The sequence below is a fragment of the Nostoc sp. DedQUE09 genome (genome assembly GCF_034530915.1).
Lineage (GTDB): Bacteria > Cyanobacteriota > Cyanobacteriia > Cyanobacteriales > Nostocaceae > Nostoc.
The window spans coordinates 39,972-66,608 of the sequence record NZ_JAVRCE010000043.1; the positions used below are offsets into that span (position 1 = coordinate 39,972).

The window sequence follows — 26,637 nt, forward strand, 5'->3', positions numbered from 1 at the left end:
TTTTGAATTCCTGAAGAGGAGGTTTGTTGTGGTGGGGAAAAAACCGACTGATAAGAATACTAAAGTAGAAATTCTTCAGGCGTATGAGGAGTTGGCAAAAGAAAAAGCAGCACTGAAATCAGAACTTGAGAAAGTTGCCAAAGAAAACCAGTCTGGAACTAAAGAACAGCCTAAATTAGAACAAAAAACAGCTATGAATCAGCTTTCTAGTGTCCAACAGAAGATGAACAATACAATTGAAAGCTTGGCAAAGATTCAATTAGGTTTTGGCAGTGCTGCTAATGAATTATCGGAACAGCTAACCACAAAAGCCTCGAAATTAGAAGAAATTAGGCGAACTTTAGAAGAAGAAATCCAACAATTAACACAGCTGCATAATTTAGAAATTTCTGATGATATCTTGGATACTCTCATCCAAGCCTATGAAGATAATACTAAAGCTTATCAGGAAGAATATAGCCAACGTTCTGAAGTGTTATTCCAAGAAATACTAGAGCAAAGAAATACTTGGGGAAAAGAACAAGAGGAACAGCAACGGGCGATAAAAGAGCGGAATGAAAACTTGAATAAAACTCGGCAACGCGATGCAGCAGAGTACAAGTATAATTTAGAACTCCAGCGGCAATTGCAAAATGACGAATACGAACAAGAGCAGAAAGCGCTATATAAGCAATTAGAAGAATTACTACAAGAAACAGAAAAGCAGTGGGCTGAACGAGAGAAAGCAATTTCTGAGAGAGAGAAACAATTTGAAGAGTTAAAAGCCAAGGTAGAGGCTTTTCCAAAAGATAAAGAAGCAGCCATCAAAAAAGCTACAGAAGAAGGCAAAGGCATCGCCCACTACCAAGCTAAAATAAAATCAGATTTATATTCTAAGGAAGTAGAAGGGCAAAAGCGTTTCTATGAACAAAGACTGCAATCTCTAGAACAAACTATTACTAATCAAGAGACACGGATTCAAAATCTTTCTAAACAACTTGAATCTGCTCTCAAACAAGTTCAGGATTTGGCAGTTAAAGCTATTGAAGGTACTTCAAATGTTAATTCATATCAGGCAATCAAAGAAATAGCTTTAGAACAGGCAAAGACTCAAGCGAAAAATAAGTAAGCTGATTTATTTTTGATGAAAATTGCAGAGACTTAATTTAATTTAAGTCTCTGCAAGTAACTCTAATGCTTTTTATTCAGTTTTCTTTGGTTTTTTGAGGTCTGGCGGAGGTTGTATTTTCTTCCTCTTTGTTGGGCTAGCCTGCGTTTGCTTCAATGCTTTGTTAGAATTTTGTTCTTGACTAGACATAATACTAAGTTTTAATATTTATTTACTACAACATTATCTACATCACGGGTATTGTTGATTACAAAAATATATCACAAAAAATTTAAGTTGTACTATAAAAAGTTAGCAAATAATATTACGTTTATAGTAACCTTCACTTTTAACGGTATAAATACAAATCTTAATAGGTATCTGTTAAAAACATTATGCTTGAGTTGAGTCTAAAGGCTCAAGTTTACCTCAAACCATACTTTAATGAATCTTTATTTGAATTACGTATTTATTTAGTAGCATTTCCTCAAAAAATTAAATAAGCTAATAACAAGTTATTCAGAGTTTAAAAAATGGATATCATTCAAAATATCAATGAAGCATCTACCTTTGCAACAGTAGGTGCAGTGGTAGGAGTGACTGTGTATCACAGTATTGGAGGTGCAGGTCTAGCAATCGGAGGAACTGCTTATGGAGTAGGTTTAGTAGGATTTGCTGGGACTGGTGCAGTTGCTGGATTAGCTATTTACGGGATAAAGAAGTCAGTTTTTGGATAATTAACTTCGTTTTCAAATTGGTTTTAAATTGAATAATCATGCAAATTAAAAGAATAAATTTAAAACCCCTGTTTTGAAATAGTTTTGGATGAAAAAGTAATGATATTAGATTTATATCTGCTTGGTAAAGAAATCGTCCAAGATGCTAGTAAATTATTCGACAACACACGCTATAGCGGTAAACATTATTTGGGAGAAACAGTTTTATGTGACAGCTATAATCGCGAGTGGAAAATAAAGGTTCGCCGCACAGGTAATCGCGGACGCTACCTTAAAATCTATTCCTATCCAGATTACAAACAAAAGCTGAGGGCATCAGCAGATAAATACAAATCCTATTTACAAATTACTTCTGATGAATGGGAGGTTTTTTATCGGACAGCAGGAGGAGTAAAGGATTCTCGTGCTAGGGCTATTTTAGACAAGTTAGTAGGAATTCTTTAAGACTAGAAAGCGGGCTTTTCAGCAAAACCCGCTTTCTAAACACAAGTGTCATATCACAAGGACAAATGTAAATTTAAGTAGAGATGAAGCTGTGATTTCTAATAATCTGTTAATAGCCAATTCTCCAAGCTTAGTCCTTCAACTCTCAGCAAATCAGAATCATTGGAAACTATAATTAAACCGCGTGTAATTGCAGTTGCTGCTATGAATATATCTTGCTCTTGGATAGTTTGACCTCTGCGTTTTAAATCTACGTGAATTTCGCAGGCTTTTTCAAGAATTGCAATATCATCTAAAAACAAAATTTGATATCTATGGCAGAACAAACTAAAGTCAGCTGATTGTCTTGTAGCATTAATAGCTAAAAGTCCCCGTTTGACCTCATAATAAGTGATGCAACTAATAAATATGTCTTTTTGGAGACGGCGTGCTTCTCGGAACTTATTGTTTACATTGACCTTCTTTTTGAGAATATAGCTGACAATGTTTGTATTAAGTAAATAAGTCACTTTGTCTATTTTCTTTTTACTGCTTCATCGTACATTTTTACTTGCTCTGGCGTCAAATCATTTAAAGTACCTGAAACAGCTTCTAAAATTAGGATACTATCAATTCTGCGTGTTAAATCATCATCTTTAATCGCTTGCATTTCTTCTTGTGAAAATTTACCAAACAGGTCTACTAGCATTTCAATCATTTCCCATTTTTTTAATTTCACCAAGTACAAGCTATTGCTTTTAAATAGGTTGTCTACAATTGGCGATATCCGATTGATAAGTTCCTGATAATAGCTAGAAATTTCTTGCATAACTTTCTCCCAATATTTAACTAATTACCCAAATTATAAACAATTCTCCTCCGCGTAAAAAAAAGGCGGGCTTTTCAGCCCACCCCACAATATTTTGAGAATATTCTGTTGCTATTAACCCAACAATTGTTTAGCCTTAGCTAACACATTATCAACGCTAAAACCAAACTTCTCTAAACAAACACCGCCCGGAGCCGAAGCACCAAAGCGATCAATACTAACAGTATCGCCTTCAGTACCCACATATTTGTGCCAACCGAAACTAGCGCCAGCTTCTACAGATAAACGCTTGGTGACAGCTTTTGGCAGAATGGACTCTTTATAAGCCGCATCCTGTGCTTCAAACAGTTCCCATGAAGGTAGCGAAACAACACGGACTTTCTTGCCTTCAGCCTTGAGTTTTTCAGCTGCGCCGACGGCGAGGCTCAGTTCTGAACCAGTGGCAATCAGGATGAGATCAGGTGTGCCTTCGCTATCCACTACGGTGTATCCACCCTTGGCTACGCCCTCAATCGATGTACCTGCCAAGTTGGGGACGTTTTGACGGGTGAACGCCAACAGAGACGGAGCATTTTCCTTCGCTTTCTCGATCGCTATTTTATAAGCGCCAGAGGTTTCGTTCCCGTCTGCGGGACGAAACACGGTTAAATTAGGAATAGCTCGCAAGGAAGCCAGAGTTTCAATGGGTTGGTGCGTGGGGCCATCTTCACCTTGTCCAATGGAATCGTGAGTCATCACCCAAATCACGCCAGCTTGGGAAAGGGCGGATAAACGGATGGCAGCACGCATATAGTCTGTGAAGATTAAGAAGGTAGCACCGTAGGGAATTAATCCTGAACTGTGCAGTGCTATACCATTACAGATTGCGCCCATACCATGTTCCCGCACACCAAAGTGGATGTTGGGGTTTTGGTATTCTCCTTTTTGGAAGTCGCCCTTACCCTTGATTTCGGTCAGGTTGGAGTGGGTTAAGTCAGCTGAACCACCAATCAATTCAGGTAAAACCGCCGCTAGTTTGTTAAGGCAGGTTTCTGAGTGTTTACGGGTAGGTAGTCCTTTGTCTTCTGGGGTGTAAGTGGGTAGTACCTTATCCCAACCGTCGGGTAGCTTACCGTTTAGGTAACGTTCAAATTCAGCAGCTTCTTGAGCATACTTAGCTTTGTAGTCGGCAAAGGTTTTGTTCCAGTCGCTTTCGTAACCTGCGCCGCGCTCAACTGCTTTGCGTGTGTGGTTGAGGGCTTCTTCGGGTATTACGAAAGGCTCGTATTCCCAACCCAAATTTTTCCGAGTCAAGGCTATTTCGTCTCCACCAAGGGCAGCGCCGTGAACGCCAGCAGTGTTTGCTTTATTGGGGGAACCATAACCAATAATGGTTGTTACTTTAATGAAGGAAGGCTTATCGGTGACAGCTTTGGCTGCTTCAATTGCTTTGGCGATCGCTTCTAGGTCTGTATTACCGTCCTCGACGTGTTGAACGTGCCAACCGTAAGCTTCAAAGCGCTTGGAAACATCTTCGGTGAATGCCACATCTGTGGAACCGTCGATGGAAATGTGGTTGTCGTCGTACAGAGCGATGAGTTTGCCTAATCCCAAGTGTCCTGCAAAAGAACAAGCCTCACCAGAAATTCCTTCCATGTTGCAACCGTCACCTAAAATTACGTAGGTGTAATGGTCAACAATCTTGCTATCAGGTTTGTTAAATTTAGCGGCAAGGTGCGCTTCGGCGATCGCTAAACCGACTCCATTAGCAATTCCTTGACCTAGTGGGCCAGTGGTGACTTCTACACCTGGGGTCATGAAGTTTTCCGGGTGTCCAGGGGTTTTAGACTCCCATTGACGGAATTGTTTGATATCTTCAATGCTTACACTGTCGTAGCCTGTCAAGTAAAGCAGGGCGTACTGCAACATCGAGCCATGACCGGCAGATAAGACAAAGCGATCGCGATTAAACCATTTAGGATTCTTGGGATTAAACTTCAAAAAGCGATCCCAGAGGACAAAAGCCATCGGAGCCGCACCCATTGGTAGTCCTGGGTGTCCCGATTTTGCTTTTTCTACGGCATCAATAGCCAAGAAGCGGATCGAGTTAATAGCCAGTTCTTCGACGGACAATTCTTTGGCGGATTGGGTTGCAACAGTCATAATCTCTTGTTTTTAACGACGGGTTAGCACTCTTCGTAGCTTCTTTTGCTGGGGTTATTTTAGATTCCCCACAGTATCCTCATCATCCCACTCCCGCTTGTCGATGGACAAGCGGGATCTCCTGAGTTTCTGGTGATAAATCAAGCTGATAATTGGGTCATGCTGAACGCTTAAGTTATATCGGAATGATATTTCTGATACTTTGGGCATGGAGCATGGGGCATTGGGCAAACGAGCAGAGTTGGATTAAACTATTGAATTCTGACTCCTGACTGCTGTCTTCTGCCTCCTGCCTCCTGCCTCTTTTAAACGTATTTCTTAAAGGCCAGTGTGACATTATGACCGCCAAACCCAAAAGAATTGGATATTGCTATCTCGACTTTTTGAGCGCGGCTAGAGTTAGGCACGTAATCTAAGTCACACTCTGGATCGGGATTTTCCAGATTGATTGTTGGTGGAATTTGGTCATTAGCGATCGCTAGTACTGTTGCGACTGCTTCAATACCTCCAGAACCGCCCAATAAATGACCTGTCATCGATTTGGTGGAGCTAATTGCCACCTTATAAGCATGTTCTCCCAAGGCTTTTTTGATTGCTGAGGTTTCAGTTGAATCATTGGCTGGGGTACTAGTGCCGTGGGCATTAATATAGCTAATTTGTTCGGGAGTTATGCCAGCATCCTTGAGAGCTAGTTCGATCGCTCTAGCGGCTCCGAGTCCACCAGGTACGGGAGAGGTGATATGGTAGGCATCACAGGTCATGCCATAGCCGATCATTTCGGCATAAATGTGAGCGCCGCGACTTAGGGCGTGTTGCAGTTCTTCGAGAATTAAAATTCCCGCACCTTCACCCAAGACAAATCCGTTGCGATCGCGGTCAAAGGGACGGCAAGCATGAGCCGGGTCATCATTGCTAAAAGAGAGTGCTTTGCAGGCGGCGAACCCAGCTATCGACAATGGTGTGACAGCTGATTCCGTTCCCCCGCAAATCATTGCCTGGGCATATCCCCCTTGAATTAAGCGAAAAGCATCGCCTACAGCGTTAGAGCCAGCGGCACAGGCAGTTACAGGACAAGAGTTTGGCCCTTTAGCACCCGTATGAATTGCCGTTAATCCTGCGGCCATATTGGCGATCATCATCGGGATCATGAATGGACTACAGCGATCGGGACCACGGTTGAGGTAGATAGTTTGCTGGTCTTCTAATACCTTAATGCCACCAACCCCAGAACCGATCATCACACCTACCTGTTCTGCATTCAGGTCATTGATCGCTAACTCCGAGTTAGCTAGGGCCTGTTTTGCTGCCGCAACCCCAAATTGGGAAAATCGATCCATGCGCTTGGCCTCTTTGCGCTCCAAGTAATCATGTGGATCGAAGTTTTTCACCTCACCAGCAATCCGGCAATCATGGCGAGACGCATCAAATAATGTGATGTAGTCAATGCCATTGCGTCCACTCAATAATCCATTCCAATATTCTGTTGCTGTGTTACCTATAGGTGTAATCGCGCCAACACCAGTTACAACAACGCGTTTACGTGTATGATCTGTCATGATTCAGTTAAAAATGGCGAAAAAGCAGCAGGCAAAAAATTTGAGGTTAGCAACTAGGTACTGGTGAGCCAGCGCGGTCTTAAAGATTTCCTTTACGAGCGACTGGCATCGGATTTGCTGACTTCAAGTGACTGTCGTTAACGTCAGCATTAGCGACATTAGCAGCGTCACGCGAAGGGTGGCTAGACATTAGAGAAAAATCTCCCCAATCCCAATCCCCAATTCCAATCCTCAGTTAAGCTGAGGCGGTAACTTTGTTATTGATGTAATCTACTGCGTCTTGAACCGATGTAATCTGCTCCGCAGCTTCGTCGGGAATTTCGATATCAAATTCTTCTTCCAAAGCCATCACCAACTCAACGGTATCGAGGGAATCTGCTCCCAGGTCTTCCATAAACTTGGCTTGTGGTGTGACTTTATCTGGGGGATCAACACTCAGTTGTTCGATAACGATTTTCTTGACCTTTTCAAAAAGTTCCGTTTGGCTCATAAATAAAAGTCCTTAACCACTTGCTACGATCTGCTCTTTAGAGGAGACATTGTTTTGAGCATATACATCTTATCGTCAAGCGCGATCGCCCGCATACTTCCAAGGGTTTTTCTGCTAGAAAACCTCTGCCATTTTTAAAATAAATGGGATAAGTTTTCTAGGAACACTTGAGCAGTGGAGCGTGCTACACCATCGCTGGTTCCGTGTAAATGCTTCAGTTTTATAATTATTGCTAAAATTTTTTACAATGTCTCGACCAGTATTTACAGTCTTGCTAGCAATTAAGAATATGTAGATGCTGCGACCCTTTAACCTAGATGCTTAAAGGGTAGCTAAACGTCAAACATCAGAATAGTGCTAACAAGGTAATGATAAAACAGTTATTGTTTAGAGCGATCGCTCTAACCCAAACATACTTCTATGCTACCTCAGACACTGAAATACGCTTACTTCCCTGGTTGTGTTGCTCAAGGGGCCTGTCGGGAACTTTACCAATCAACTCAAGCGCTTACCCAAGCACTGGGTATTGAACTAGTTGAACTTAAAAAAGCTGCTTGCTGTGGTTCGGGCACATTTAAAGAAGATTCGCAACTGCTAGAAGATACAGTCAACGCTAGAAATATTGCCCTAGCAGAAGAATTAAATCTGCCCTTACTTACCCATTGCAGTACTTGTCAAGGTGTTATCGGTCATGTCAACGAACACCTGAAAGAATGTAAGACTTCTAACCCTGTTTATATTGAACAGGTTAATGGTTTGCTAGATAAAGAAGGCTGTTCGCCTTATCGCGGTAGTACTGACGTTAAACATCTTCTTTACGCCTTAGTAACAGATTACGGTTTAGAGGAAATTACCAAACGTGTTACCCGAAAGTTAACTGGATTAAAATGTGCGGCTTTTTATGGCTGTTATCTCCTCCGCGCCCAAAAATCTATGCCTTATGACGACCCTTTCCAACCGGAAGCGATGGAAAATATGTTTCGGGCGGTGGGTGCAACACCAATTTATTACCGAGGGCGGACACAATGTTGTGGTTGGCCTCTTGCTAGTTATGCCACTACCCAATCTTTTAAGATGGCGGGGATGCATATTCAGGACGCTATAGCATCTGGTGCTGACTGTATAGTTACACCTTGTCCTCTGTGCCACTTAAATTTAGATTCGCGCCAGCCAGAGGTAGAAAAGGTGATTGAACAAAAGCTAGGTTTACCAGTGTTGCATTTACCCCAGTTGATTGCTTTGGCACTTGGCGTTAGTCCAAAAGAACTGGGTTTAGACCGTCACATTGTTTCTACAAAGCCAGTGTTGGAAAAATTAGGATTTTAGTTTATGGAGTACAAGGGACTTAAGTCCCTTGTCTGGTTAATTGATTGGACTTTGGACAGTAATAATTGTTTTGATAAAAAAATTTCCAAAATTAACCAACTTACAATATATAAGACTGGTAATTTTGGATAACTTTAATTAAACTCTAATTTTGAGAACCGCTTTGGTATTAGCTTTGTAAAGTCAATGCTTCTTTTTCGAGGTTTTCATCCATCCAAGAAAACATATCGCCAATTGATTTAACCATATCTTCAACTCCTTCACGGAAGAGTTCTACATCTTTCTCAGACTTGGTATAAATTTGGGCTACTTGAATCAATTCATCTGTATGTTCTGGATCTAAGTGGCAGTGGAGATGAAAATATTCAATGGTATGATCATCAATACCTTTAAATATCTTACGAAGTCCTTCGATATATTTGATGAAAATTCCAGGCAATACTTGCTCAATTGCCGCAAATCTTCCTAAAGAGCGTACTATAGGTTCATCATCACAAACTTCAAATTTCTTAAAGCGTAATGCCGGAATGAGAAACGCTCCATCATCGGCATTGATATCAATTTTAGGACAATCAATACCTTTCATAAAACGCATAAATAATGCTACATGAGCAAGGTCTGAGTTGAGTTCTCCATGCTCTGTAAATGCATTTTCTAGCATAATCGTTCTAGCATGGTAACTATCCATTTTGGACGCAACTTTCAGAAAAGCCATATTGAATCTGTTTGAGCCAGGTAGCATTTTTATAGCAAACTGGCGGATTGCATCTTGTGAAAATTCTCCATTAGCAAAGCGTTGAACAAAGGGATGTAGAGACAAATCTTGTGCAGTTGTGATTTCTAATAAAACTTGCTGTAATTGGCTGGATATTTCAGTATCTAAAGAGAGAATTGCAGTCATTATTTTAGGGGATAAGTGGGTTTTTGTTGATGCTTGATTGTTTAATTTGACGTGAATATATGGGCAATTATTCACGAAGCTTGCATAGCAAAGAATGCATACCTTTTGCAAGTATGGTTGCAAATGCTTATTAACGAAGTAAATTCACTTCAGTTACTTTATTGACACATTCGATGCGAATAATGAAAAATTACTCAGGCAGTTTGCATAGTAAAATGTGCATACCCTTTGTAACCATCCTTCACAAGTTATTTGCAAATGCTTATTTCGGTTCAGTTCGGCTTGAAAATTGGCATTATCTTCAACAATTGAGTTTAAACTTTAACTAAAATACGTTCCAAAAACTTTGTTTTTGGTTTACTGAACTGTATACACAGTTTTTAAACTAATTTGTTACCCTCTTTTATGAAAAAGTTCAGTACAAGTTCGTACTTTGTCCTAATAAAGATTGTAGTCTTGATATTTTTTTATACGCAGAGAAAAAAGAATCATTAACTAAATCTTTACTTGTTCCCGCAATTTCTAAAGTTGGTATAAAATTATTAGGCAGCTTTTGTTTGTCATCTACCAATAGGAATAAAAAAAGCTTCTTGAACAAGAATACAGAATGGGACGTGCAAGATTCACGCCCCAGAAGAGTTAATTTGAATTTGGTTATGTAATTTAGATAACTTTCAGCTTATTCATTGCTATTTTTGAATTGACGTTGCAATTGTTTTAGCGATTGATACATATCTGGCAGGCGACCATAAACAGCACATACCTTGAGATATAGTTTGTAAGGAAGGGCTGGAGTTCCACAGACAACTTCTCCTGGTGCAACATCGCTGTGAATTCCAGTTTTAGCAGATGTCATTGCCCCGTCTCCGATTTTCACTTGATTGGCTATTCCTGTTTGTCCAGCTAAAATAACGCGATTCCCCAGTTTCACCCCTCCCGCCATGCCAACCTGACCTGCGATCGCACAACCAAAACCGATTTGGCAACCGTGACCTATTTGTACTAAGTTATCTATTACTGTATTGCGACCTACTCGTGTTTCTCCGACTGCTGGGCGGTCAATGCCACTGTTACAGCCAACTTCCACGCCATCTTCTAAGACTGTATAGCCTGATTGTTCCATTTTGAACCAACCAGTCCGGGTGGGAACAAAACCAAAGCCTTCTGCACCAATGACAGCACCACTGTGAATGACGCAATCTGCACCGATGCGGGTACGTTCGTGGATGGTACAGTTGGCGTGTAAGGTGGTGCGATCGCCTATTTTGGCATCTGGATAAATCACCACATTGGGATGAATGATTGCACCATCACCAATTTCTACCCCTTGTTGAATCACAGCATGGGGGCCAATGTAAACATTACTACCAACTTTTGCGGTGGAGTGAATCACAGCGGTAGGATGAATTTCTGGGGTAGGGCGATATGGTTGATAAAAAAGTGCGATCGCTTTGGCAAACAATAATCGCGGATCTGAGGTTGCTAGCCAGACAATACCCCTTTCTTGCGCAAGCGCTTGTAATTTTTCGTCCTGGGGCAAAATTAAGGCACTAGCATTGGTATTACCGACAAAAGACCCAAATTTTGCACTTTCTACGTAACCGATCGTACCGTTGGTAGCTTCATCAATGGCTGCTACCCCTGTAATTTCTGGGTCTTGGTCTGGGTTGCTAGTCAGGCTATGATTGGTGGCCGCGTCACCAAATTGACGGAGGATTTCGCTGAATTTCATTGTTGGGTGTGTTCAAAATTGATCTACAATTGCAAGATAATTTTCCCTCTTTATGCTCCAATACAATAATTTTGTAGACGCGTAGACAGTGAGGCAATCAGACTGTTTCTAGTTTCGCTTCAGGTTGGATTACTTCACTGACATTCTTCTGTTGATGGCTCTCGTGAGCTTACTTTCACTGCATCTTGTCTCAATAGCGTCTTGAAGCGTTGATTATCTTCGGCAGCGATCGTTTCACCATAGTGATGAAGTTGAAAAAGCTGGCAATACCGATTTTGTTTAGCGCAAATCAAGCAGCCATAGGCATGATTACCGTTAGTACCACATAGCCGATGTCCCATCACCGGGCCGAGAGAAATATTTTGCTCGCTAGCTACAGTACTGAGAATTGAGCGCAGTTTTGACTCGAACTCTAATGACAAGTATTGCTTACGTCCTGGTTGTGTACGATTCCATTCTGGAACGATTAATTCCTGTTTTAACAGACTTGCTTCAATCTCTTCAGACATCACAAGCCCAGATAGAATAACGTGACGGGAAACATGAGGTAATAATGTACGTGCTAACTGCCACATTAAGGCTTCATCAAACCACTCCTCAACTAGTGGACGCAGATACCAACAACAGGGAATGCCAAGGTTTACTAAATCTTGCAGCAACTGTACCCGACTCGGAATTGAGGCTTGCTCATAGCCTGGTTTCAAGGGTGGTAGACTAACAAAGACAGTGACTCGAAGGGAATGAGGTCGCTCTAGAGTTGTTTTGAGGCGCTCTAGAAAAGATTGACCAGGATGAACTTTGGTGGTGATGTAGACGATGTTGGCAGCTTTGCGGTCAATCAGTGCATCCAAAATTGATAGTACGCGTTCTCGATGGGCTGGAATAAAAGGATCAGAGTAATCGCACAGTGAAATCGGAAAGCCCTTTTGTCCCTCGTGAGTAGCAAAAATGTAGTCTAGCAAAAGATCGAGCAGGTCGACCGGAGCTGAGACATCCTGAAAGTTTTGTGGATAATGATGCCAGTCACGGTCTTGATGACAGACACAATAGGCACATTCTACCGGACAGCGATTTTGGGCATTTGGTAGAAATGGATTGAGACTGAAGTATTTGACAGCACGCTCATCATCAGGAATACCAAGCACTGGAAAGCCATGTAGGATATACTGGCTTCCTCGCAACGTAATTTCAGACGCAGTATTTCTATCAGTATTCATTTATTTTTGCGCAAAAAGTAATACACCCAGAAAAATTTACCTTCTCTAGAGTGGCTGGTATGAATATGGAGTGGCAAGGTGGGAAATGCTAGAGGATTAGTAAGAATTTTGATAAGTAAATATAGTTAAGTAGCGATCGCTTGTTCCTAAAGAACTGGTAAATAGGTTCGGGTTAACACGGAGACACTCTAGCTAACAAGTTTGGATAAAGAGAGGACTGAGATAAAATTTCCAAGTTATCTTTTTGATAAGCTCGTAGTAAGCACTTTAGTCCTTATTTTCCAGGCACTGAAGTGCTTACTACGAACTCTCTTAAGCTGTCATAATCCCTGTGGTGGTACTAATCGTTAGTCCCCATTGCCACGCCTGCTAAATACCCGGTTGTCCAAGCACTTTGGAAGTTAAACCCACCGGTAACGCCATCAATATCTAAGATTTCTCCGGCAAAATAAAGACCAGGAATTAACCTACTTTCCATTGTCTTGAAGTTGACTTCTTTGAGCTTGACGCCGCCACAGGTAACAAATTCTTCTTTGAAGGCTCCTTTGCCGTTGATTGAGTATTGTCCTTGAGTAAGTTCTTGCACCAGTTGATTTAAGGTTTTACTAGATATTTCTGCCCAACGGTCTTCTGTAGTAATACCTGCACGGGCAATGATATATTGCCAGAGACGATGGGGTAGATCAACGCCACGATGCAATGCGATCGCTTTTTTTCCCCATTCATCCTTAACTGCTAAAACTTTTTCTCGCACTTGTTCTTGGTGCAAATTAGGCAGCCAATTTATCAATAATGTGGCTTGATAGCGGCTTTCGTGCAGAACTCTCGCACCCCAAGCAGAAAGCTTCAAAACAGCCGGGCCACTCAAACCCCAGTGGGTAATTAGTAATGGCCCAGTTTGTTGTAATTGGGATTTTCCGCCCGCAGATAACCGCAATTGGGCAGGATTAACACTAACTCCAGCTAATTCTCGCAGCTTTTGATCGAGAATATTGAAGGTAAATAACGAGGGTACTGGCGGTTCAATTTGATGACCTAACTCTCGAGCAATTTTATAACCCGCAAGGCTGCTGCCGGTCGCCAAAAGTAGGCGATCGCATTTAATTGTCTCTCCTGACTTCAGAAGAATATCAAAACCCCCATCTGCTGCGGTTCTCACGGAAGTTACATGGGTACCGATACGAAGTTTTACCCCAGATTTCGCCACCGATTTAATTAGACATTCCACAATGGTTTCTGAAGTATTGGTGACAGGAAACATCCGGCCATCAGCTTCCGTTTTTAGATAGACTCCACCAGCAGCAAACCAAGCTACTGTATCTTGAGGCCCAAACCGAGTCAAAGCACCCCGCAAAGCTTTTGCACCTCTGGGGTAATTTTGTACTAACTCCTCCGGTTCAAAGCACGCGTGAGTAACGTTGCAGCGTCCGCCACCAGAAATTAGCACTTTCGCTAGGGGTTGGCGACTGGCTTCGAGTAAAGTAACTTGGGCATCAGGATTGGCTTTAGCACAAGCGATCGCGCCAAAAAATCCTGCTGCCCCACCCCCAATAACTACAATTTGTAACGGTAACAATTTCAAAAATGTCTCTTTTACAGCACCTACTTTCTAGGCTAGCTGTTATTTTCACTCTTCATCAGGTTCAAAGTCGGCTTTTGTCGCACCACAAGTTGGACATGACCAATCTTCTGGGATATCTTCAAAGGCTGTTCCCGGTGCTATGTCGCTATCTGGATCGCCTTCTGCTGGGTCATATATATAGCTACAAACAGTACATTTATACTTTGCCATGTTCCTTTCCCCTCGTAAATTGTTGGCATTGCTTCCCTATTAAATACTTTTGGCAATAAGTCAAAATAGGCAAGCTACAATTCTTAAACGAGACTAGGGCATGAAAATCAAACCGCTTCGCAAAGTCATTTGTCATTAAAAACGCCACCATGTCCTTTGGGCATAACTGATAATTCCGATCGCGATCGCCCCAAGTAGCAGTAGCCAAATAATTCCACCTGGGATAAAAGTGAGAATACCAATACCTCTCAGTACCCAGACGGCAACGCTAATGCCGAGAAGTGTACCAAAAATCTGGATTAATCTACGATTTAAAGAAGATTGATTCACCTAATTTTCCTCTCAATTCAACAGACATTACACTTGATATTGATAATTAAAATATGAAGTTACGATGAAGTTATAGTTTCATCAGAAATAACACGTAAAACCGAGAGATACTATCCAAACGTTAGGGTAAAGTACTTGATGTTAAATCGTGTTTGTGCCATTCTAGCTGTTAACAACGCAGTTTTTCATCTACAAGTATTACTTTGACAAAAGTCACTGGAGTATTAATTATGTTAATTGTGATAAGAAACACAGTTTTTACAGTAAAGTAACTGAAATGATGAGTAAAAAATCATCCTTTCCGGAAAATATAAGTATTAAACTGGAACTAATTTAATAATGGGTTGGATCTAAATCAAGTTTTATGGCTTGTAGTTTCAACTCTATTTAGGTGGATGAGTTGAGGAGTAACTTAATCATTATGTCTGCGTCTTATATATCAGATTCAATTATTGCAGGTTCAGATATGGCTTGGAGTCAAGACAAGCAAAAGTTGCTGGTACAGGGTGAAATTCTCCTAGAAACGCGATCGCACAAGCTATCGGGTGGCGCGGTGACAGCCTGGATGTATTTACCGATGGTGCGATCGCACGTTTGGCAGCAATTAACTGATTATCCCCGCTGGGTGCAATATTTTCCCGATATCACCAAGAGTGAGGTAGTACATAAAGGTGAAGTCAAACGTCTGTATCAAGCAGCACAAAAAGCTTTCTTCTTTTTTACGGCTCAAGTGGAAATTTACCTCAATGTTGTAGAAGTGCTGGGGCAGCAAATCCAATTTCGCATGGTAAATGGGACTTTTGAGGACTTTAACGCTAATTTAGAACTACAAGATTGTGGTAATGGCACAATACTTGCTTATACTGTGCAAGCAACACCTCTAATTCCGATTCCATCTATTTTTATTCAACAAGCGATGAATTTAGAGTTGCCTGCAAATATGCGTAAAATGCGACAAGTTATGTGTAAGACTCAATAAAAAATTCAGGCATTGCTGATAGGATTTTCACTTTACTTCTGAATAATTCAAAAACCCGCTCTCTGTTAGAAAACGGGTTTTTGTGTGTGATTTATCAGGTGTAATTATCCGGTAAAGACTTCAACTGGTAAACGGCTAAACGACAACCTTTCATTTTGCACATCAACAAAGATGGTGTTGCCGTCGTTGAATTCGCCACGCAAGATGGATTTAGCGATTTGAGTTTCTAACTCTCGCTGAATCGCCCGCTTCAGTGGACGTGCCCCATATACGGGGTCATATCCTACTTCTGCTAAAAAGTCAAGTGCAGCATCCGATAGTTTGAGAGATATTTTGCGATCGCTCAATCTTTGGCGCAATCTTTCCACTTGCAATAGCACAATATGCCGCAATTCCTTCTTATCTAAACCGTGGAAGATGATGATTTCATCAATCCGGTTCAGGAACTCTGGACGGAAGCTATTTCGCATTGCTTCCATGACTCGACGGCGCATTTCATCGTAGTGGCTGTTATCTCCAGCGATATCAAGAATGTACTGCGAACCGATGTTGCTAGTCATGATGATAATAGCGTTCTTGAAGTCCACTTTATGACCTTGAGCATCAGTGACGCGACCATCATCAAGAATTTGCAAGAAGATATTGAAGACATCGGGGTGTGCTTTCTCGATTTCGTCGAAGAGAATCACTGAGTAAGGACGGCGACGAATCGCTTCTGTAAGTTGTCCGCCTTCTTCGTAACCCACGTATCCTGGAGGCGCACCGATTAAGCGAGAGACGGCGTGTTTCTCCATGTACTCGGACATATCGATTCGCACCAATGCATCTTCGCTATCGAACATATACTGAGCCAGCGCTTTCGCCAATTCGGTTTTACCCACACCCGTAGGGCCAAGGAAAATAAAGCTAGCGATCGGACGATTAGGATCGGCTAATCCAGCGCGCGATCGCTGAATTGCATCGGCTACAGCTGTGACTGCTTCTTCTTGTCCAACTACGCGGCGGTGCAGTTCATCTTCTAAATGCAGCAGTTTTTCTTTCTCAGATTCCACCAACTTACTGATGGGAATTCCTGTCCATTTAGAAATAATTTCGGCAATATCACCTTCTGTGACTTCTTCGCGTAATAGTGATTTACCACTTCTTTGAGTGTTTGCCAATTCAGCTTCTATTGCTTCCAATTGACGATGCAAACTGGTTAAAGTGCCGTATTTCAACTCGGCAGCACGGTTAAGGTCATAGTCGCGTTCTGCTTGCTGAATCTCTAAATTGACTTGTTCAATCTCTTTTTTAACAGACTGAATTTTGTCAATGATATCTTTTTCAGACTGCCATTGAGTATTTAGGGTTTTTTGTTCTTCTTTGAGATCGGCAATTTCTTTTTCCAGTCTTCCTAGACGTTCGCGAGAAGCAGCATCGCTTTCCTTTTGTAGCGAAAGCTTCTCCATTTCTAATTGCAGAATCTTGCGATCAATTTCGTCGAGTTCTTCTGGTTTGGAGGTAATCTCCATTTTCAGCCTAGCGGCGGCTTCGTCTACCAAGTCAATTGCCTTATCTGGTAAGAAGCGATCGCTAATATATCGACTCGACAATACGGCGGCGGCAACTAAAGCACTATCAGAAATCTTCACCCCGTGGTGGTTTTCATAACGTTCTCTCAACCCGCGCAAAATCGAAATACTATCTTCTACACTAGGCTGATCGACATAAACCTGTTGGAAACGTCTTTCGAGTGCAGCATCTTTTTCGATATATTTGCGGTATTCATCCAGGGTTGTTGCCCCAATACAGCGCAATTCGCCCCGCGCCAACATTGGTTTCAATAAGTTACCCGCATCCATCGCGCCTTGGGTTGCACCAGCGCCGACAACGGTGTGAATTTCATCAATAAATAAAACAATATTGCCGCCAGATTCGGTAACTTCCTTTAATACTGCTTTCAGGCGTTCTTCAAATTCACCCCGGAATTTTGCCCCTGCAATCAAAGCACCCATATCTAAAGCGATTAGCTTGCGGTCTTTGAGGGATTGAGGTACATCACCTGCGATAATACGTTGTGCTAATCCTTCAGCGATCGCAGTTTTACCAACACCTGGTTCGCCAATTAGCACAGGATTATTTTTGGTGCGGCGAGAAAGAATTTGCACAGTGCGACGAATCTCATCATCTCGTCCAATTACTGGATCGAGTTGACCTTTACGCGCGGCTTCTGTAAGGTCACGCCCGTATTTTTCCAGTGCTTCGTATTTGCCTTCTGGATTTTGATCGGTCACTTTTTGACTCCCACGAACTTGTTTAATAATATTTTTGAGTTTGCCTTCGTCTAAACCAAACTCTTGGAATAAAGCTTTGCCAAAGCGGTCATCTTTAGCGTAAGCCAACAATAAGTGTTCAATTGAAATATATTCGTCTTGAAACTCTTTGCGATATCCGTCTGCCCGATCTAGAAGTGTATCTAAGCTACGTCCTAAGTATACTGAAGTACTATTACCAGATACTTTCGGCTGACGTTGAAAAAATTGTTCAGTGCGATCGCGCAGTTTTTGGAGGTTAACACCCGCCTTTGTGAGAATCCCAATTGCTAGACCATCTTGTTCTAGCAGCGCTTTCATCAGGTGTTCGCTTTCAATTTGCTGTTGTTGATATTGTTTAACAATATCCGGGGTATGGGCGATCGCTTCCCAGGCTTTTTCTGTAAATTGGTTAGGATTAGTAGGTTGCATAGGCTTTTTCAGTCACGTAAAGGTGTAGTGGTGAAGCAGCGCGGTCTTGGGGGTTTCCCCCATGAGCGACTGCTGTTAGCGCAGCGTTAGCGACGTTAGGAGCGTCACCCGGAGGGCTTGTCGCAGGCTACCACCAGAACACCAAGTAAAGACAATTTCTATTCTTAATAGATATTGTATGAAGAGGGGAGCGATCGCCTAGATCGGTGTTCACGTCTTGTAAAAGTCGTATTCTCCCCTAGTTCCCATTTCCCATTGGCAGTACTCACAACGATGTTTGGCTCATTGTGCGATCCAGCGTAATATCAATTCACAAACTCTCTATGATGACGAAATTCTTTTAACTTATCCCCGCTATTCTCCTCCTCCCCCCACACAGAGTTACCATAATCCCAGGTCGCCTAGTGGATGATGAAAATGATTGACCCCTACGACTTTGAAGATGATGACTTTGATTTTGAGGATGAAGATTTCTTGAAAATAAAACCCATCAGCAAAATGACTGAGGGGGAAAAGCTACAGCGCTTTAAACGGTTCTTCGACAGCAGCAGCCGTGCCATGTTGCAAGATTGTCTATTTCGCATCGTCAATTACGAAGATGGTACAGGCACGTTAGAAATTCTTTGCCCTAATGAAGTCGTAAGACAACGCCTTTCCAAGAAAAAGCGCAAAATTACCAACAACATCAACACCTGCTGGAGTCATATTAAATGGTTTTCGCTATGTGTTCAGCAAGATAATGAGTTGCATTGCCAGAAGTTTACCCGTAATGGTGATTTAGTGACATCTTAGTTGGGGAGTGGGAGGATGAGGAGCAGGGGGAGCAGGGGAGGCAGGGGAAGAATAACAATGACAAATGACAAATGACAAATGACTAAAAAACAGAAATTTCCTTACCTAGTTGGTTCTAAGTGGACGGCACAGCAAGAAGTTGATGGCTGGCGACATTTCCAAGTAGTCAATCGTAAAAATCAGGCTAACTGGGTTTACGCCGAAATGGTTGCGGCTTGTGATCCGAAAGTCCGTTTTTGGATAAATGCCAAATTATTACAAGACAACTCCCAGTGGCAAGCTGGCTGGCAAACATTACAAGAAATCCACGGACTTGAAACTGAAGTTTCCTAATTAGCGTGGTATCCTCGCTCGTTCCCAGTCTCTGACTGGGAATGCCCGTCAAGAAGCTTTGCCTCCTAAATTTGGGAATTTAATAATTTTTTACAAAATCACCCTAACTCACTCTCAAGCAGCAATTAAATGGTTGTGACTATCGACTGAAAACTGGCAATTTATCTGCGATACCTTCTCTACGAGACGCTACGCGTAGCTTGCTTCCACGAAGTGGTACGGTGAGCTACGCTAACGCAAATTCCATTAGTATTTCCAGCATCAGGCTGCATATACCTCTCTTTCCCCTTGAACCTGCGCCCCAATGCCTTGAAAATACGTTGTAAAAACATCAGCTAATTCTATGAAAAGCATTCAAAAAAGCATATTTCAAATTTTTGTATTTTGTAACTCTTTTTATAAAAATAATTAATAAAATTTTTTTAATGGCTCTTTTGAGAGCTTTTAAAGTCTTTAAGGTTCATAAAAATCCAAATAAGCATGATTAAGCTTTAATTCATTGTCTGAGACCGTTTTACAGATTAGGAGCCACTTTCTTTTCTAGGTAATTTGCCCAATAATGACATCAACAGACCTCACGCATCGCCATCTCAGGAAAGGTGAAGGCAAATGTTTGAGCCACAAGTTTGACAAGAAGCTATAAGAGGGAAACAACAGTGAAACTAGCAGTCTACGGAAAAGGTGGTATCGGTAAATCCACAACTAGCTGTAATATATCCGTCGCCCTAGCTAAACGTGGCAAGAAGGTGCTGCAAATTGGCTGCGACCCCAAACATGACAGCACCTTCACCCTGACTGGGTTTTTGATTCCGACAATTATCGACACCCTCCAAGAAAAAGACTATCACTACGAAGATGTCTGGCCGGAAGATGTGATTTATAAAGGCTACGGCGGTGTTGATTGCGTAGAAGCTGGCGGACCACCTGCGGGTGCTGGATGTGGCGGCTACGTAGTCGGCGAAACCGTAAAATTACTTAAAGAACTCAACGCCTTTGATGAATACGATGTAATTCTTTTTGACGTTCTGGGTGACGTAGTTTGTGGTGGTTTTGCAGCACCACTCAACTATGCAGATTACTGCCTGATCGTTACAGACAACGGCTTTGATGCTTTATTTGCTGCCAATCGGATCGCTGCTTCAGTCCGCGAAAAAGCAAGAACTCACCCACTGCGTTTAGCTGGGTTAATTGGCAATCGCACATCCAAGCGTGACTTGATTGAAAAATATATAGAAGCAGTGCCCATGCCAGTTCTAGAAGTTTTACCTTTAATCGAAGATATCCGCGTTTCCCGTGTGAAAGGGAAGACTTTGTTTGAAATGGCAGAGCAAGATCCTTCCTTAGACTACGTTTGCGACTACTATCTCAACATCGCTGACCAAATTCTGGCACGTCCCGAAGGTGTTGTGCCAAATGACTCACCAGATCGTGAGTTGTTCTCTTTGTTATCCGATTTTTATCTAAATCCGGGTAAACCCCAGGTTCCTAATTCAGAAGAGGAACTAGACTTGATGATTGTATAAATCACCAAGTTCTCAGGATGGGGGACAATAACATGGCATTCTTTCACAGCTTTACAGATTCAATAAAGCAAAAGTGGTTGCAATTTTTCCAGAATAATCGAGACTGGATTACCCTTCACATGGAAGTGGAATCGGTGTACACCCCTGATGGCGGGAAGCGACCACCTTCCTACCTCATCCTGGGAGTTCTTAACGCCCTAGAACCAAAACTAGCGCAGTTAATGCTGCCTTTTGCCAAACTCAATCCTGATGCCGATACCCTAATTGAGGTGCTGGATTTGCATTTTGACCCAGATTTAGCTCTCGGTAATCGCTTCGTCGTCAATCCAGATGTAGAGAAATACGTAGAAGAAGCGGCAGATGTCATTGATGAAAAGCCTGAAGATGAAACATTGACACACGCTCATACAAATGGCTTTGCGGCGGTGGCGGTAGTTGAAGAGTTTGCAATGGTGGATTCTGAGGATGAAAGTCTAGGAATCAGCGAGTTGGAAGAAACGGAAAATGGCTTTGGCGATATTTCCTTAACCAACGGACACAACTCAAAAGATGAATCTCTTCAAAGCTCTAGCTTAGAAGCAGATGAGTTTGGGGAAATTGCCTTCGATACAACAGCTGCAACGGAAGTAAAGCTGGATGAAGAAGAAGACGAAGCGCTTGGAGATAGTCCACTAGATGAGAATGCGTTTAAAGACGTGTTATCAGATGTCTGGGGTGATGAAACAGCTTTACAAAAGGCTGAAGAAAATAACGATTTTTTGGGGGAAGAACTGCCAGCAGGCGTTTTTGATGAATCAGAAATTGCCCGCCTCTTCCCCAACGCTTAATTATTGCCGTTCTTCGCAATTTTAAGTTTTAGATTTGAGATTTTGGATGAGGAATTAGGGAAATTGTCGTTAGACAGCGGATACTTTTGTTGTCCCAGCTTTCAATCCAAAATTATCAATCGTTCGACTGAGCAACTTGTCCTGAGCGTTCGCGTAGCGTCTCGTAGAGAAGCCGAAGGAAGCCGAAGTCTAAAATCTGAAATTGGTTGAACTGCCATTAAATATAAAGGGGAGAAAAAACCAAAATGACTATCGCTCAACAACCAGAAGCTTTAAGCTTTGAATGTGAAACTGGAAATTACCATACCTTTTGCCCAATTAGCTGCGTGGCGTGGTTATACCAAAAAATTGAAGATAGCTTCTTTTTGGTGATTGGGACAAAAACTTGTGGCTACTTCCTGCAAAACGCGATGGGGGTGATGATTTTTGCTGAACCCCGCTATGCAATGGCAGAGTTGGAAGAGGGCGATATTTCGGCACAGCTGAATGATTATGAAGAGTTAAAGCGGTTGTGCTTGCAAATTAAACGCGATCGCAATCCTAGTGTAATTGTCTGGATTGGCACTTGCACTACTGAAATTATCAAAACAGATTTGGAAGGTTTGGCACCGAAGCTAGAATCTGAAATCGGGATTCCCATCGTTGTAGCACGGGCAAATGGTCTAGATTACGCCTTTACCCAAGGGGAAGACACTGTGTTAGCAGCAATGGCTAACCGTTGCCCTGATAAGGCTCCGGTGGCGGAAACAGAGAAAAGTGAACGCAATGCGATCGCAAAATTGCTAAACTTCGGTAAAAAGAAAGAAGATGTCGCCCAAGATGAATCTGAGTACGTAGATCATCCACCTTTAGTTCTCTTTGGCTCCCTTCCCGACCCCGTGGTGACTCAGTTAACCTTGGAACTGAAGAAACAAGGCATCAAAGTTTCCGGCTGGCTACCCGCGAAGCGCTTCACTGAATTGCCAGTACTAGAAGAAGGGTATTATGTCGCTGGTGTCAACCCCTTCCTCAGCCGCACAGCTACCACCTTAATGCGTCGCCGCAAATGTAAACTCATTGGCGCACCCTTCCCGATTGGCCCCGATGGTACTCGTGCTTGGATTGAGAAAATCTGCTCGGTGTTCGGTATTACTCCCAAGGGTTTGGATGAACGGGAAGCACAAATTTGGGCAGGCTTGGAAGATTACGTGAAACTGATTCGCGGTAAGTCTGTATTCTTCATGGGTGATAACTTGCTGGAGATTTCCCAAGCAAGATTCTTAATCCGTTGTGGGATGACTGTTCACGAAATCGGTATTCCTTACATGGATAAGCGCTATCAAGCTGCTGAGTTGGCGCTGTTGGAAAAAACTTGCCAGGAAATGAATTCACCTCTGCCAAGAATTGTAGAGAAGCCGGATAATTACAATCAACTTCAACGGATTTATGAGTTGAAACCAGATTTGGTAATTACTGGTATGGCTCACGCTAATCCATTGGAAGCACGCGGTATTAATACAAAGTGGTCTGTGGAGTTCACTTTTGCTCAAATTCACGGTTTTACGAATGCGCGTGACATATTAGAGTTGGTGACTCGTCCGTTGCGTCGGAATAATAATTTGAAGGATTTGGGTTGGGATAAGTTGGTGAGAGAAGAAGCAAAGATTTAGATTTGGGTTTGGATTGAGCAACAGCATAATACTATGTTATGGGCGAACTTTGGGGTTCGTCCTTTTTTTTACTAACCGCAGAGGCGCAGAGAACACAGAGGAAGAGGATAAATTGGAATAATCAAAAATGCTAAAATTTTTATATTACTCTTAGTTTTTTACTTCTTAACTTAATGGAAATTACCAAATTGTCTCCCCAAGGACAAGTAATTATTCCCCAATCTTTGCGGGAAGCTCATCAATGGGAAGTAGGTCAAGAATTTATGATTATTGATATGTCTAATGGAATTCTTTTAAAGCCTAAGAAAACTTTTGTAGGAACTAAATTAGATTATGTAGCAGGTTGTTTAAAATATCAAGGAAAACCTAAAACTCTTGAGGATATGGATAATGCAATTCGCCAAGGTATAGAGGAATCGTGATTTCAAAGTAGAAAACTGGCTCAAACCTGATTAAAAAAGCTAACAAGTTTCTATTCACTAACTCCAGAACTCACCATGACTCAAAAAACCTATCAACTCCCCCTAACCTTCGAGCAAATTCTTAATCTTGTCCTACAACTTCCCGCACAAGAACAAGAACAACTTATTCAAGAAATAAAGAAAACCTCTTCAAATAATAAAGATGAAGATTTACTTAGTGTTTTTGACAGAATCGGCAGAAATGCTCAAGCCAAAGGATTAACCGAAGAAACTCTAAAAGAATTACTCGCCGATGAATCATAAACTAATTGTCATTGACACAAATATTTTACTTAGTGCTGCTCTAAGTCCTAATGGAACAGCCCGTAAAGCCATAGATAAAGTCTATAAAGAATTCAAAATTGCTCAAAGCGATGAAACTTATCAAGAATTAAACACACGAATTTACAAACGTAAGTTCGATAAATATATCTCAGATGAAGATCGACAAGATTTTTTGGGTATACTTAAAAAGTACAGTCAATTTATAGAAATAAAATCTCAAATAAACACCTGTAGAGATCCAGATGAAAACAAATTTTTAGAACTTGCTAAAGATGCCAATGCAGAATTTTTAATCACAGGAGATCAAGACCTTTTATCACTCAAGACCCTAGCCGAATATCAAAACCAGATTATTACTCCCAGAGACTTTATTGATCTTGATTAATTTATCTTTAATCCTGTAATTAGTTCAAATGGAAGGCTGTAACTCTAAAGGTTTGGATGGAATGATGTACATTAATTCTGCGCCGTCTGGTTTAATTTCTGTAGACGGAGTTAATTTAAGCCAGTCATGAAAGCTGATTCCTAATTGGGAAATTGCTTGCAATTCTGTTTGGTAAGATTCAAAACGAAGGTTGGTTTCAATCATAGATTCCATTACTTCAAATACTTGGGGAAGACGTTTGTAAGCTTCTTGCTTCAAACCATCCTGGCTCGGCCCGAGCCAACCTGCTTGAACCTCAACGCGAGTTAAAATTGCTGCTGGCAGTGAATCTAACCATTTGTTAGGGTCTTGGGCCATTTTAAACAAATTCTCTCGTTGCAGATCAAACACAGCATTTTCATCTAAAGTTGGGTCAATCCATTGGTAAATTCGTGTTAGTCTTCGCAAATCGATCTGACCTTTGAACTGAGGTTGTAAATATGCTCCTGGGTTAGAAGTGAGTAAAAGGTCAACATATTTTTGAATACGAGAACGGATAACTCTAGCCCCTTCTTGGAAACGGCGAAGTGCTGTATTATGTTCCTCTAATTCTAAATAACAACGTGCTTCAGCTAGGTAGGCTAAAGATAAAGTTAGCAAATACTCATCAGCAATTTGGCTTTTTTGCTCAATTTCGATATCTGTATATTCAGTGTAAATATGTTCTGCTTCTAAGAAACGATTAATAGCTTGCAAGGCGCTGCTTCTACGATTTTCAGGTTTAGTCATCGTGAAGGCATTAACTGCCAACTCAATAGCAGCACGAAAATTAGCATAGAAACTAAGGTCGATTTTGCGGTTGACTTTGTGCAATAATTCTTCCGTTTGTTTTAGGCGTTTTTCTAGCTCATTAAGACGCTGTGCTATTACAGCAAAACCCATTACTGAAACACCTAGATTAAGTATGCTAGCAGCAGTAGTTACTTGCAAAAATCCTTGAGTTAATTGTAGATTATGCCCAATTTCTCCTAACTGATTTTCAATCCCGGCTAAACGTCCATTGACATCGGCGAAGCCTTTCCCAGAAATAGCCGCATTAGCGACTGTTCCAATCAGATTTACCCCTGAAACAGCTATATTACCTAAACTTGTTTGTTCAACTCCACCCAAGCGTCCACTAACATCAGATAATCCTTGTCTTGTGGTAGCAGCATTTGCCCCAGAAGCAACGAGATTTGTACCGGAGAAAACAAGGTTGAGTAAATTGTTAGGGGAACTAGTTGGCGTTGGCGCTAAATCTCTTAACCAAGCAACAACTTGTTTCGTTACAGCATCCTGAATTACACCACCATTGCGTACAAATATGCCACTAGCTAAACCTTTTGCAATGTGAGGGGCAAGTGCAAAAGTTAATGTAAGCGCGTCCATAATCTTCTCCTATTTAGTAAAGCATCAGCAGCCTGATGTTTTATAGCAAGCCATTTATACGCAGCAAATACCTGCGCTTTAGTCAGTATTCCCAATTTGAGTTGTAGTTTATGCAATAGCGATGTCTACGACGGGCTACGCCTACGCTCTTTTTTAACCAGAAGATGCAGAGCGATCGCAGATACAATCATAAGTAAAAGCAAGCAGGTAGAAAATGGCTGAAATTGTCACCCTTCAACTCCCTGAAACACTGGCACAAAAAGCAAAGGAAATCGCTGCTTTTACACATCGGCGACTTGAAGATGTATTACTAGAATGGATTGACCGCGCCATTACCGAACTACCTCTGGAGTCTCTACCGGATGATCAGATTTTGGCTATGTGCGATATGCAGATGGAAACTGAGCAGCAAGAGGTTTTCAGTGACTTGCAAGCGCGTCATCGAGAGGGACAGTTGAATGATGCAGAAGTTCGTCAACTAGATGAACTCATGCAGGTCTACCGACGTGGCTTACTAAGTAAAGCAAGAGCTTTAAAAGTAGCTGTTGAACGCGGTTTGAAACCCGCCCTCAATTAATAACAATGGCGCATTTTTACATTTCTGTAGAAATAGAACGTCGTGTCCGCAGTGCTGCTAGAAACCGATGTGGTTATTGTTTGATATCATGTCCGGCTAATTAGTTATAATCCCCTTTCTCTATGCAGAAAGCC

At 41.8% G+C, this 26,637-nt stretch carries 27 protein-coding genes; 14 read left to right on the forward strand and 13 right to left on the reverse strand.

Annotated features, from left to right (window positions below; all coding sequences use genetic code 11):
* Positions 1-28 precede the first annotated feature (28 nt).
* The 3 genes from RMY27_RS23675 to RMY27_RS23685 all read left to right on the forward strand — a co-directional run bounded on the left by RMY27_RS23675 (position 29) and on the right by RMY27_RS23685 (position 2,268).
* A complete protein-coding gene (locus tag RMY27_RS23675) occupies positions 29-1,108 on the forward strand; it encodes a hypothetical protein (protein ID WP_322667331.1) in 1,080 nt (359 codons plus the stop codon).
* Between the two features lie 512 nt (positions 1,109-1,620).
* Positions 1,621-1,824 (forward strand): hypothetical protein, encoded by a 204-nt coding sequence (locus RMY27_RS23680; RefSeq protein ID WP_322667332.1) that lies wholly within the window; start codon positions 1,621-1,623, stop codon positions 1,822-1,824.
* Between the two features lie 99 nt (positions 1,825-1,923).
* Positions 1,924-2,268 carry a hypothetical protein gene (locus tag RMY27_RS23685; protein WP_322667333.1) on the forward strand — a complete coding sequence of 115 codons (345 nt, stop codon included), beginning with the start codon at positions 1,924-1,926 and terminating at the stop codon, positions 2,266-2,268.
* A 98-nt stretch (positions 2,269-2,366) separates the two neighbouring features.
* Here the strand turns inward: RMY27_RS23685 and RMY27_RS23690 are convergent, their stop codons facing one another.
* The 5 genes from RMY27_RS23690 to acpP all read right to left on the reverse strand — a co-directional run bounded on the left by RMY27_RS23690 (position 2,367) and on the right by acpP (position 7,264).
* Entirely contained in the window at positions 2,367-2,777 is a 411-nt protein-coding gene (locus tag RMY27_RS23690; protein WP_322667334.1) for a type II toxin-antitoxin system VapC family toxin, read from the reverse strand.
* 5 nt (positions 2,778-2,782) lie between these two features.
* Positions 2,783-3,076 (reverse strand): hypothetical protein, encoded by a 294-nt coding sequence (locus RMY27_RS23695; protein WP_322667335.1) that lies wholly within the window; start codon positions 3,074-3,076, stop codon positions 2,783-2,785.
* A 114-nt stretch (positions 3,077-3,190) separates the two neighbouring features.
* Positions 3,191-5,218 carry a transketolase gene (tkt, locus tag RMY27_RS23700; protein WP_322667336.1) on the reverse strand — a complete coding sequence of 676 codons (2,028 nt, stop codon included), beginning with the start codon at positions 5,216-5,218 and terminating at the stop codon, positions 3,191-3,193.
* Between the two features lie 305 nt (positions 5,219-5,523).
* The gene (gene fabF / locus RMY27_RS23705) at positions 5,524-6,774 is read right to left on the reverse strand and encodes a beta-ketoacyl-ACP synthase II (protein ID WP_322667337.1); all 1,251 of its coding nucleotides are present in this window, start codon (positions 6,772-6,774) and stop codon (positions 5,524-5,526) included.
* A gap of 235 nt (positions 6,775-7,009) precedes the next feature.
* Positions 7,010-7,264 carry an acyl carrier protein gene (acpP, locus tag RMY27_RS23710; RefSeq protein WP_292744190.1) on the reverse strand — a complete coding sequence of 85 codons (255 nt, stop codon included), beginning with the start codon at positions 7,262-7,264 and terminating at the stop codon, positions 7,010-7,012.
* 420 nt (positions 7,265-7,684) lie between these two features.
* On the opposite strand from acpP, the gene RMY27_RS23715 reads away from it, so the two are divergent.
* The gene (locus tag RMY27_RS23715; protein WP_322667338.1) at positions 7,685-8,590 is read left to right on the forward strand and encodes a CoB--CoM heterodisulfide reductase iron-sulfur subunit B family protein; all 906 of its coding nucleotides are present in this window, start codon (positions 7,685-7,687) and stop codon (positions 8,588-8,590) included.
* A gap of 169 nt (positions 8,591-8,759) precedes the next feature.
* On the opposite strand, the gene RMY27_RS23720 is transcribed toward RMY27_RS23715, so the two are convergent.
* The 6 genes from RMY27_RS23720 to RMY27_RS23745 form a co-directional block, all read right to left on the reverse strand.
* Positions 8,760-9,491, reverse strand: coding sequence for an iron-containing redox enzyme family protein (locus RMY27_RS23720; RefSeq protein ID WP_322667339.1), 732 nt, complete (start codon positions 9,489-9,491; stop codon positions 8,760-8,762).
* Between the two features lie 679 nt (positions 9,492-10,170).
* Positions 10,171-11,223 (reverse strand): UDP-3-O-(3-hydroxymyristoyl)glucosamine N-acyltransferase, encoded by a 1,053-nt coding sequence (gene lpxD, locus RMY27_RS23725; RefSeq protein ID WP_322667340.1) that lies wholly within the window; start codon positions 11,221-11,223, stop codon positions 10,171-10,173.
* Between the two features lie 134 nt (positions 11,224-11,357).
* Positions 11,358-12,440, reverse strand: coding sequence for a hypothetical protein (locus RMY27_RS23730; RefSeq protein WP_322667341.1), 1,083 nt, complete (start codon positions 12,438-12,440; stop codon positions 11,358-11,360).
* Positions 12,441-12,780: 340 nt separating this feature from the next.
* Complete coding sequence (locus tag RMY27_RS23735) at positions 12,781-14,016, reverse strand: NAD(P)/FAD-dependent oxidoreductase (protein WP_322667355.1); 1,236 nt, start codon at positions 14,014-14,016, stop codon at positions 12,781-12,783.
* Positions 14,017-14,067: 51 nt separating this feature from the next.
* Positions 14,068-14,232: a rubredoxin gene (gene rd / locus RMY27_RS23740; RefSeq protein WP_322667342.1), complete on the reverse strand. Its 165-nt coding sequence runs from the start codon at positions 14,230-14,232 to the stop codon at positions 14,068-14,070.
* 135 nt (positions 14,233-14,367) lie between these two features.
* Positions 14,368-14,562, reverse strand: a complete 195-nt coding sequence (locus RMY27_RS23745; RefSeq protein WP_292729343.1) for a hypothetical protein — start codon at positions 14,560-14,562, stop codon at positions 14,368-14,370.
* Between the two features lie 421 nt (positions 14,563-14,983).
* Between RMY27_RS23745 and RMY27_RS23750 the strand changes: the two genes are divergently transcribed.
* Entirely contained in the window at positions 14,984-15,541 is a 558-nt protein-coding gene (locus RMY27_RS23750) for an SRPBCC family protein (RefSeq protein WP_322667343.1), read from the forward strand.
* Between the two features lie 104 nt (positions 15,542-15,645).
* Here the strand turns inward: RMY27_RS23750 and clpB are convergent, their stop codons facing one another.
* Positions 15,646-18,264, reverse strand: a complete 2,619-nt coding sequence (clpB, locus tag RMY27_RS23755) for an ATP-dependent chaperone ClpB (protein WP_322667344.1) — start codon at positions 18,262-18,264, stop codon at positions 15,646-15,648.
* Positions 18,265-18,681: 417 nt separating this feature from the next.
* On the opposite strand from clpB, the gene RMY27_RS23760 reads away from it, so the two are divergent.
* The 8 genes from RMY27_RS23760 to RMY27_RS23795 all read left to right on the forward strand — a co-directional run bounded on the left by RMY27_RS23760 (position 18,682) and on the right by RMY27_RS23795 (position 24,519).
* Positions 18,682-19,056 (forward strand): hypothetical protein, encoded by a 375-nt coding sequence (locus RMY27_RS23760; RefSeq protein WP_322667345.1) that lies wholly within the window; start codon positions 18,682-18,684, stop codon positions 19,054-19,056.
* A 78-nt stretch (positions 19,057-19,134) separates the two neighbouring features.
* Positions 19,135-19,389 carry a TIGR02450 family Trp-rich protein gene (locus RMY27_RS23765; protein ID WP_322667346.1) on the forward strand — a complete coding sequence of 85 codons (255 nt, stop codon included), beginning with the start codon at positions 19,135-19,137 and terminating at the stop codon, positions 19,387-19,389.
* 656 nt (positions 19,390-20,045) lie between these two features.
* On the forward strand, positions 20,046-20,912 hold the full coding sequence (gene bchL / locus RMY27_RS23770) for a ferredoxin:protochlorophyllide reductase (ATP-dependent) iron-sulfur ATP-binding protein (RefSeq protein ID WP_292774821.1): 867 nt from the start codon (positions 20,046-20,048) through the stop codon (positions 20,910-20,912).
* Positions 20,913-20,944: 32 nt separating this feature from the next.
* Positions 20,945-21,739 carry a DUF5331 domain-containing protein gene (locus RMY27_RS23775; protein WP_322667347.1) on the forward strand — a complete coding sequence of 265 codons (795 nt, stop codon included), beginning with the start codon at positions 20,945-20,947 and terminating at the stop codon, positions 21,737-21,739.
* Between the two features lie 245 nt (positions 21,740-21,984).
* On the forward strand, positions 21,985-23,388 hold the full coding sequence (locus tag RMY27_RS23780) for a ferredoxin:protochlorophyllide reductase (ATP-dependent) subunit N (RefSeq protein WP_322667348.1): 1,404 nt from the start codon (positions 21,985-21,987) through the stop codon (positions 23,386-23,388).
* A gap of 173 nt (positions 23,389-23,561) precedes the next feature.
* Complete coding sequence (locus RMY27_RS23785; RefSeq protein WP_322667349.1) at positions 23,562-23,810, forward strand: AbrB/MazE/SpoVT family DNA-binding domain-containing protein; 249 nt, start codon at positions 23,562-23,564, stop codon at positions 23,808-23,810.
* A gap of 75 nt (positions 23,811-23,885) precedes the next feature.
* Positions 23,886-24,113, forward strand: coding sequence for a hypothetical protein (locus tag RMY27_RS23790; RefSeq protein ID WP_322667350.1), 228 nt, complete (start codon positions 23,886-23,888; stop codon positions 24,111-24,113).
* A complete protein-coding gene (locus RMY27_RS23795) occupies positions 24,103-24,519 on the forward strand; it encodes a putative toxin-antitoxin system toxin component, PIN family (protein WP_322667351.1) in 417 nt (138 codons plus the stop codon). Before RMY27_RS23790 ends, RMY27_RS23795 begins: the two co-directional genes overlap by 11 nt.
* 24 nt (positions 24,520-24,543) lie before the next feature.
* On the opposite strand, the gene RMY27_RS23800 is transcribed toward RMY27_RS23795, so the two are convergent.
* Entirely contained in the window at positions 24,544-25,926 is a 1,383-nt protein-coding gene (locus RMY27_RS23800) for a hypothetical protein (protein ID WP_322667352.1), read from the reverse strand.
* Positions 25,927-26,140: 214 nt separating this feature from the next.
* Here RMY27_RS23800 and RMY27_RS23805 point away from each other — a divergent pair, with 214 nt between their 5' ends.
* Positions 26,141-26,503: a hypothetical protein gene (locus RMY27_RS23805; RefSeq protein WP_322667353.1), complete on the forward strand. Its 363-nt coding sequence runs from the start codon at positions 26,141-26,143 to the stop codon at positions 26,501-26,503.
* The last annotated feature ends 134 nt before the right edge of the window (positions 26,504-26,637 follow it).

Coding starts and splice junctions, on each gene's coding strand:
- RMY27_RS23680 (WP_322667332.1), top strand. CDS start 1,621: ATGGATATCATTCAAAATATCAATGAAGCATCTACCTTTGCAACAGTA.
- RMY27_RS23685 (WP_322667333.1), top strand. CDS start 1,924: ATGATATTAGATTTATATCTGCTTGGTAAAGAAATCGTCCAAGATGCT.
- RMY27_RS23695 (WP_322667335.1), bottom strand. CDS start 3,076: ATGCAAGAAATTTCTAGCTATTATCAGGAACTTATCAATCGGATATCG.
- tkt (WP_322667336.1), bottom strand. CDS start 5,218: ATGACTGTTGCAACCCAATCCGCCAAAGAATTGTCCGTCGAAGAACTG.
- fabF (WP_322667337.1), bottom strand. CDS start 6,774: ATGACAGATCATACACGTAAACGCGTTGTTGTAACTGGTGTTGGCGCG.
- acpP (WP_292744190.1), bottom strand. CDS start 7,264: ATGAGCCAAACGGAACTTTTTGAAAAGGTCAAGAAAATCGTTATCGAA.
- RMY27_RS23715 (WP_322667338.1), top strand. CDS start 7,685: ATGCTACCTCAGACACTGAAATACGCTTACTTCCCTGGTTGTGTTGCT.
- RMY27_RS23720 (WP_322667339.1), bottom strand. CDS start 9,491: ATGACTGCAATTCTCTCTTTAGATACTGAAATATCCAGCCAATTACAG.
- lpxD (WP_322667340.1), bottom strand. CDS start 11,223: ATGAAATTCAGCGAAATCCTCCGTCAATTTGGTGACGCGGCCACCAAT.
- RMY27_RS23730 (WP_322667341.1), bottom strand. CDS start 12,440: ATGAATACTGATAGAAATACTGCGTCTGAAATTACGTTGCGAGGAAGC.
- rd (WP_322667342.1), bottom strand. CDS start 14,232: ATGGCAAAGTATAAATGTACTGTTTGTAGCTATATATATGACCCAGCA.
- RMY27_RS23750 (WP_322667343.1), top strand. CDS start 14,984: ATGTCTGCGTCTTATATATCAGATTCAATTATTGCAGGTTCAGATATG.
- clpB (WP_322667344.1), bottom strand. CDS start 18,264: ATGCAACCTACTAATCCTAACCAATTTACAGAAAAAGCCTGGGAAGCG.
- RMY27_RS23760 (WP_322667345.1), top strand. CDS start 18,682: ATGATTGACCCCTACGACTTTGAAGATGATGACTTTGATTTTGAGGAT.
- RMY27_RS23765 (WP_322667346.1), top strand. CDS start 19,135: ATGACTAAAAAACAGAAATTTCCTTACCTAGTTGGTTCTAAGTGGACG.
- RMY27_RS23775 (WP_322667347.1), top strand. CDS start 20,945: ATGGCATTCTTTCACAGCTTTACAGATTCAATAAAGCAAAAGTGGTTG.
- RMY27_RS23780 (WP_322667348.1), top strand. CDS start 21,985: ATGACTATCGCTCAACAACCAGAAGCTTTAAGCTTTGAATGTGAAACT.
- RMY27_RS23785 (WP_322667349.1), top strand. CDS start 23,562: ATGGAAATTACCAAATTGTCTCCCCAAGGACAAGTAATTATTCCCCAA.
- RMY27_RS23790 (WP_322667350.1), top strand. CDS start 23,886: ATGACTCAAAAAACCTATCAACTCCCCCTAACCTTCGAGCAAATTCTT.
- RMY27_RS23795 (WP_322667351.1), top strand. CDS start 24,103: ATGAATCATAAACTAATTGTCATTGACACAAATATTTTACTTAGTGCT.
- RMY27_RS23800 (WP_322667352.1), bottom strand. CDS start 25,926: ATGGACGCGCTTACATTAACTTTTGCACTTGCCCCTCACATTGCAAAA.
- RMY27_RS23805 (WP_322667353.1), top strand. CDS start 26,141: ATGGCTGAAATTGTCACCCTTCAACTCCCTGAAACACTGGCACAAAAA.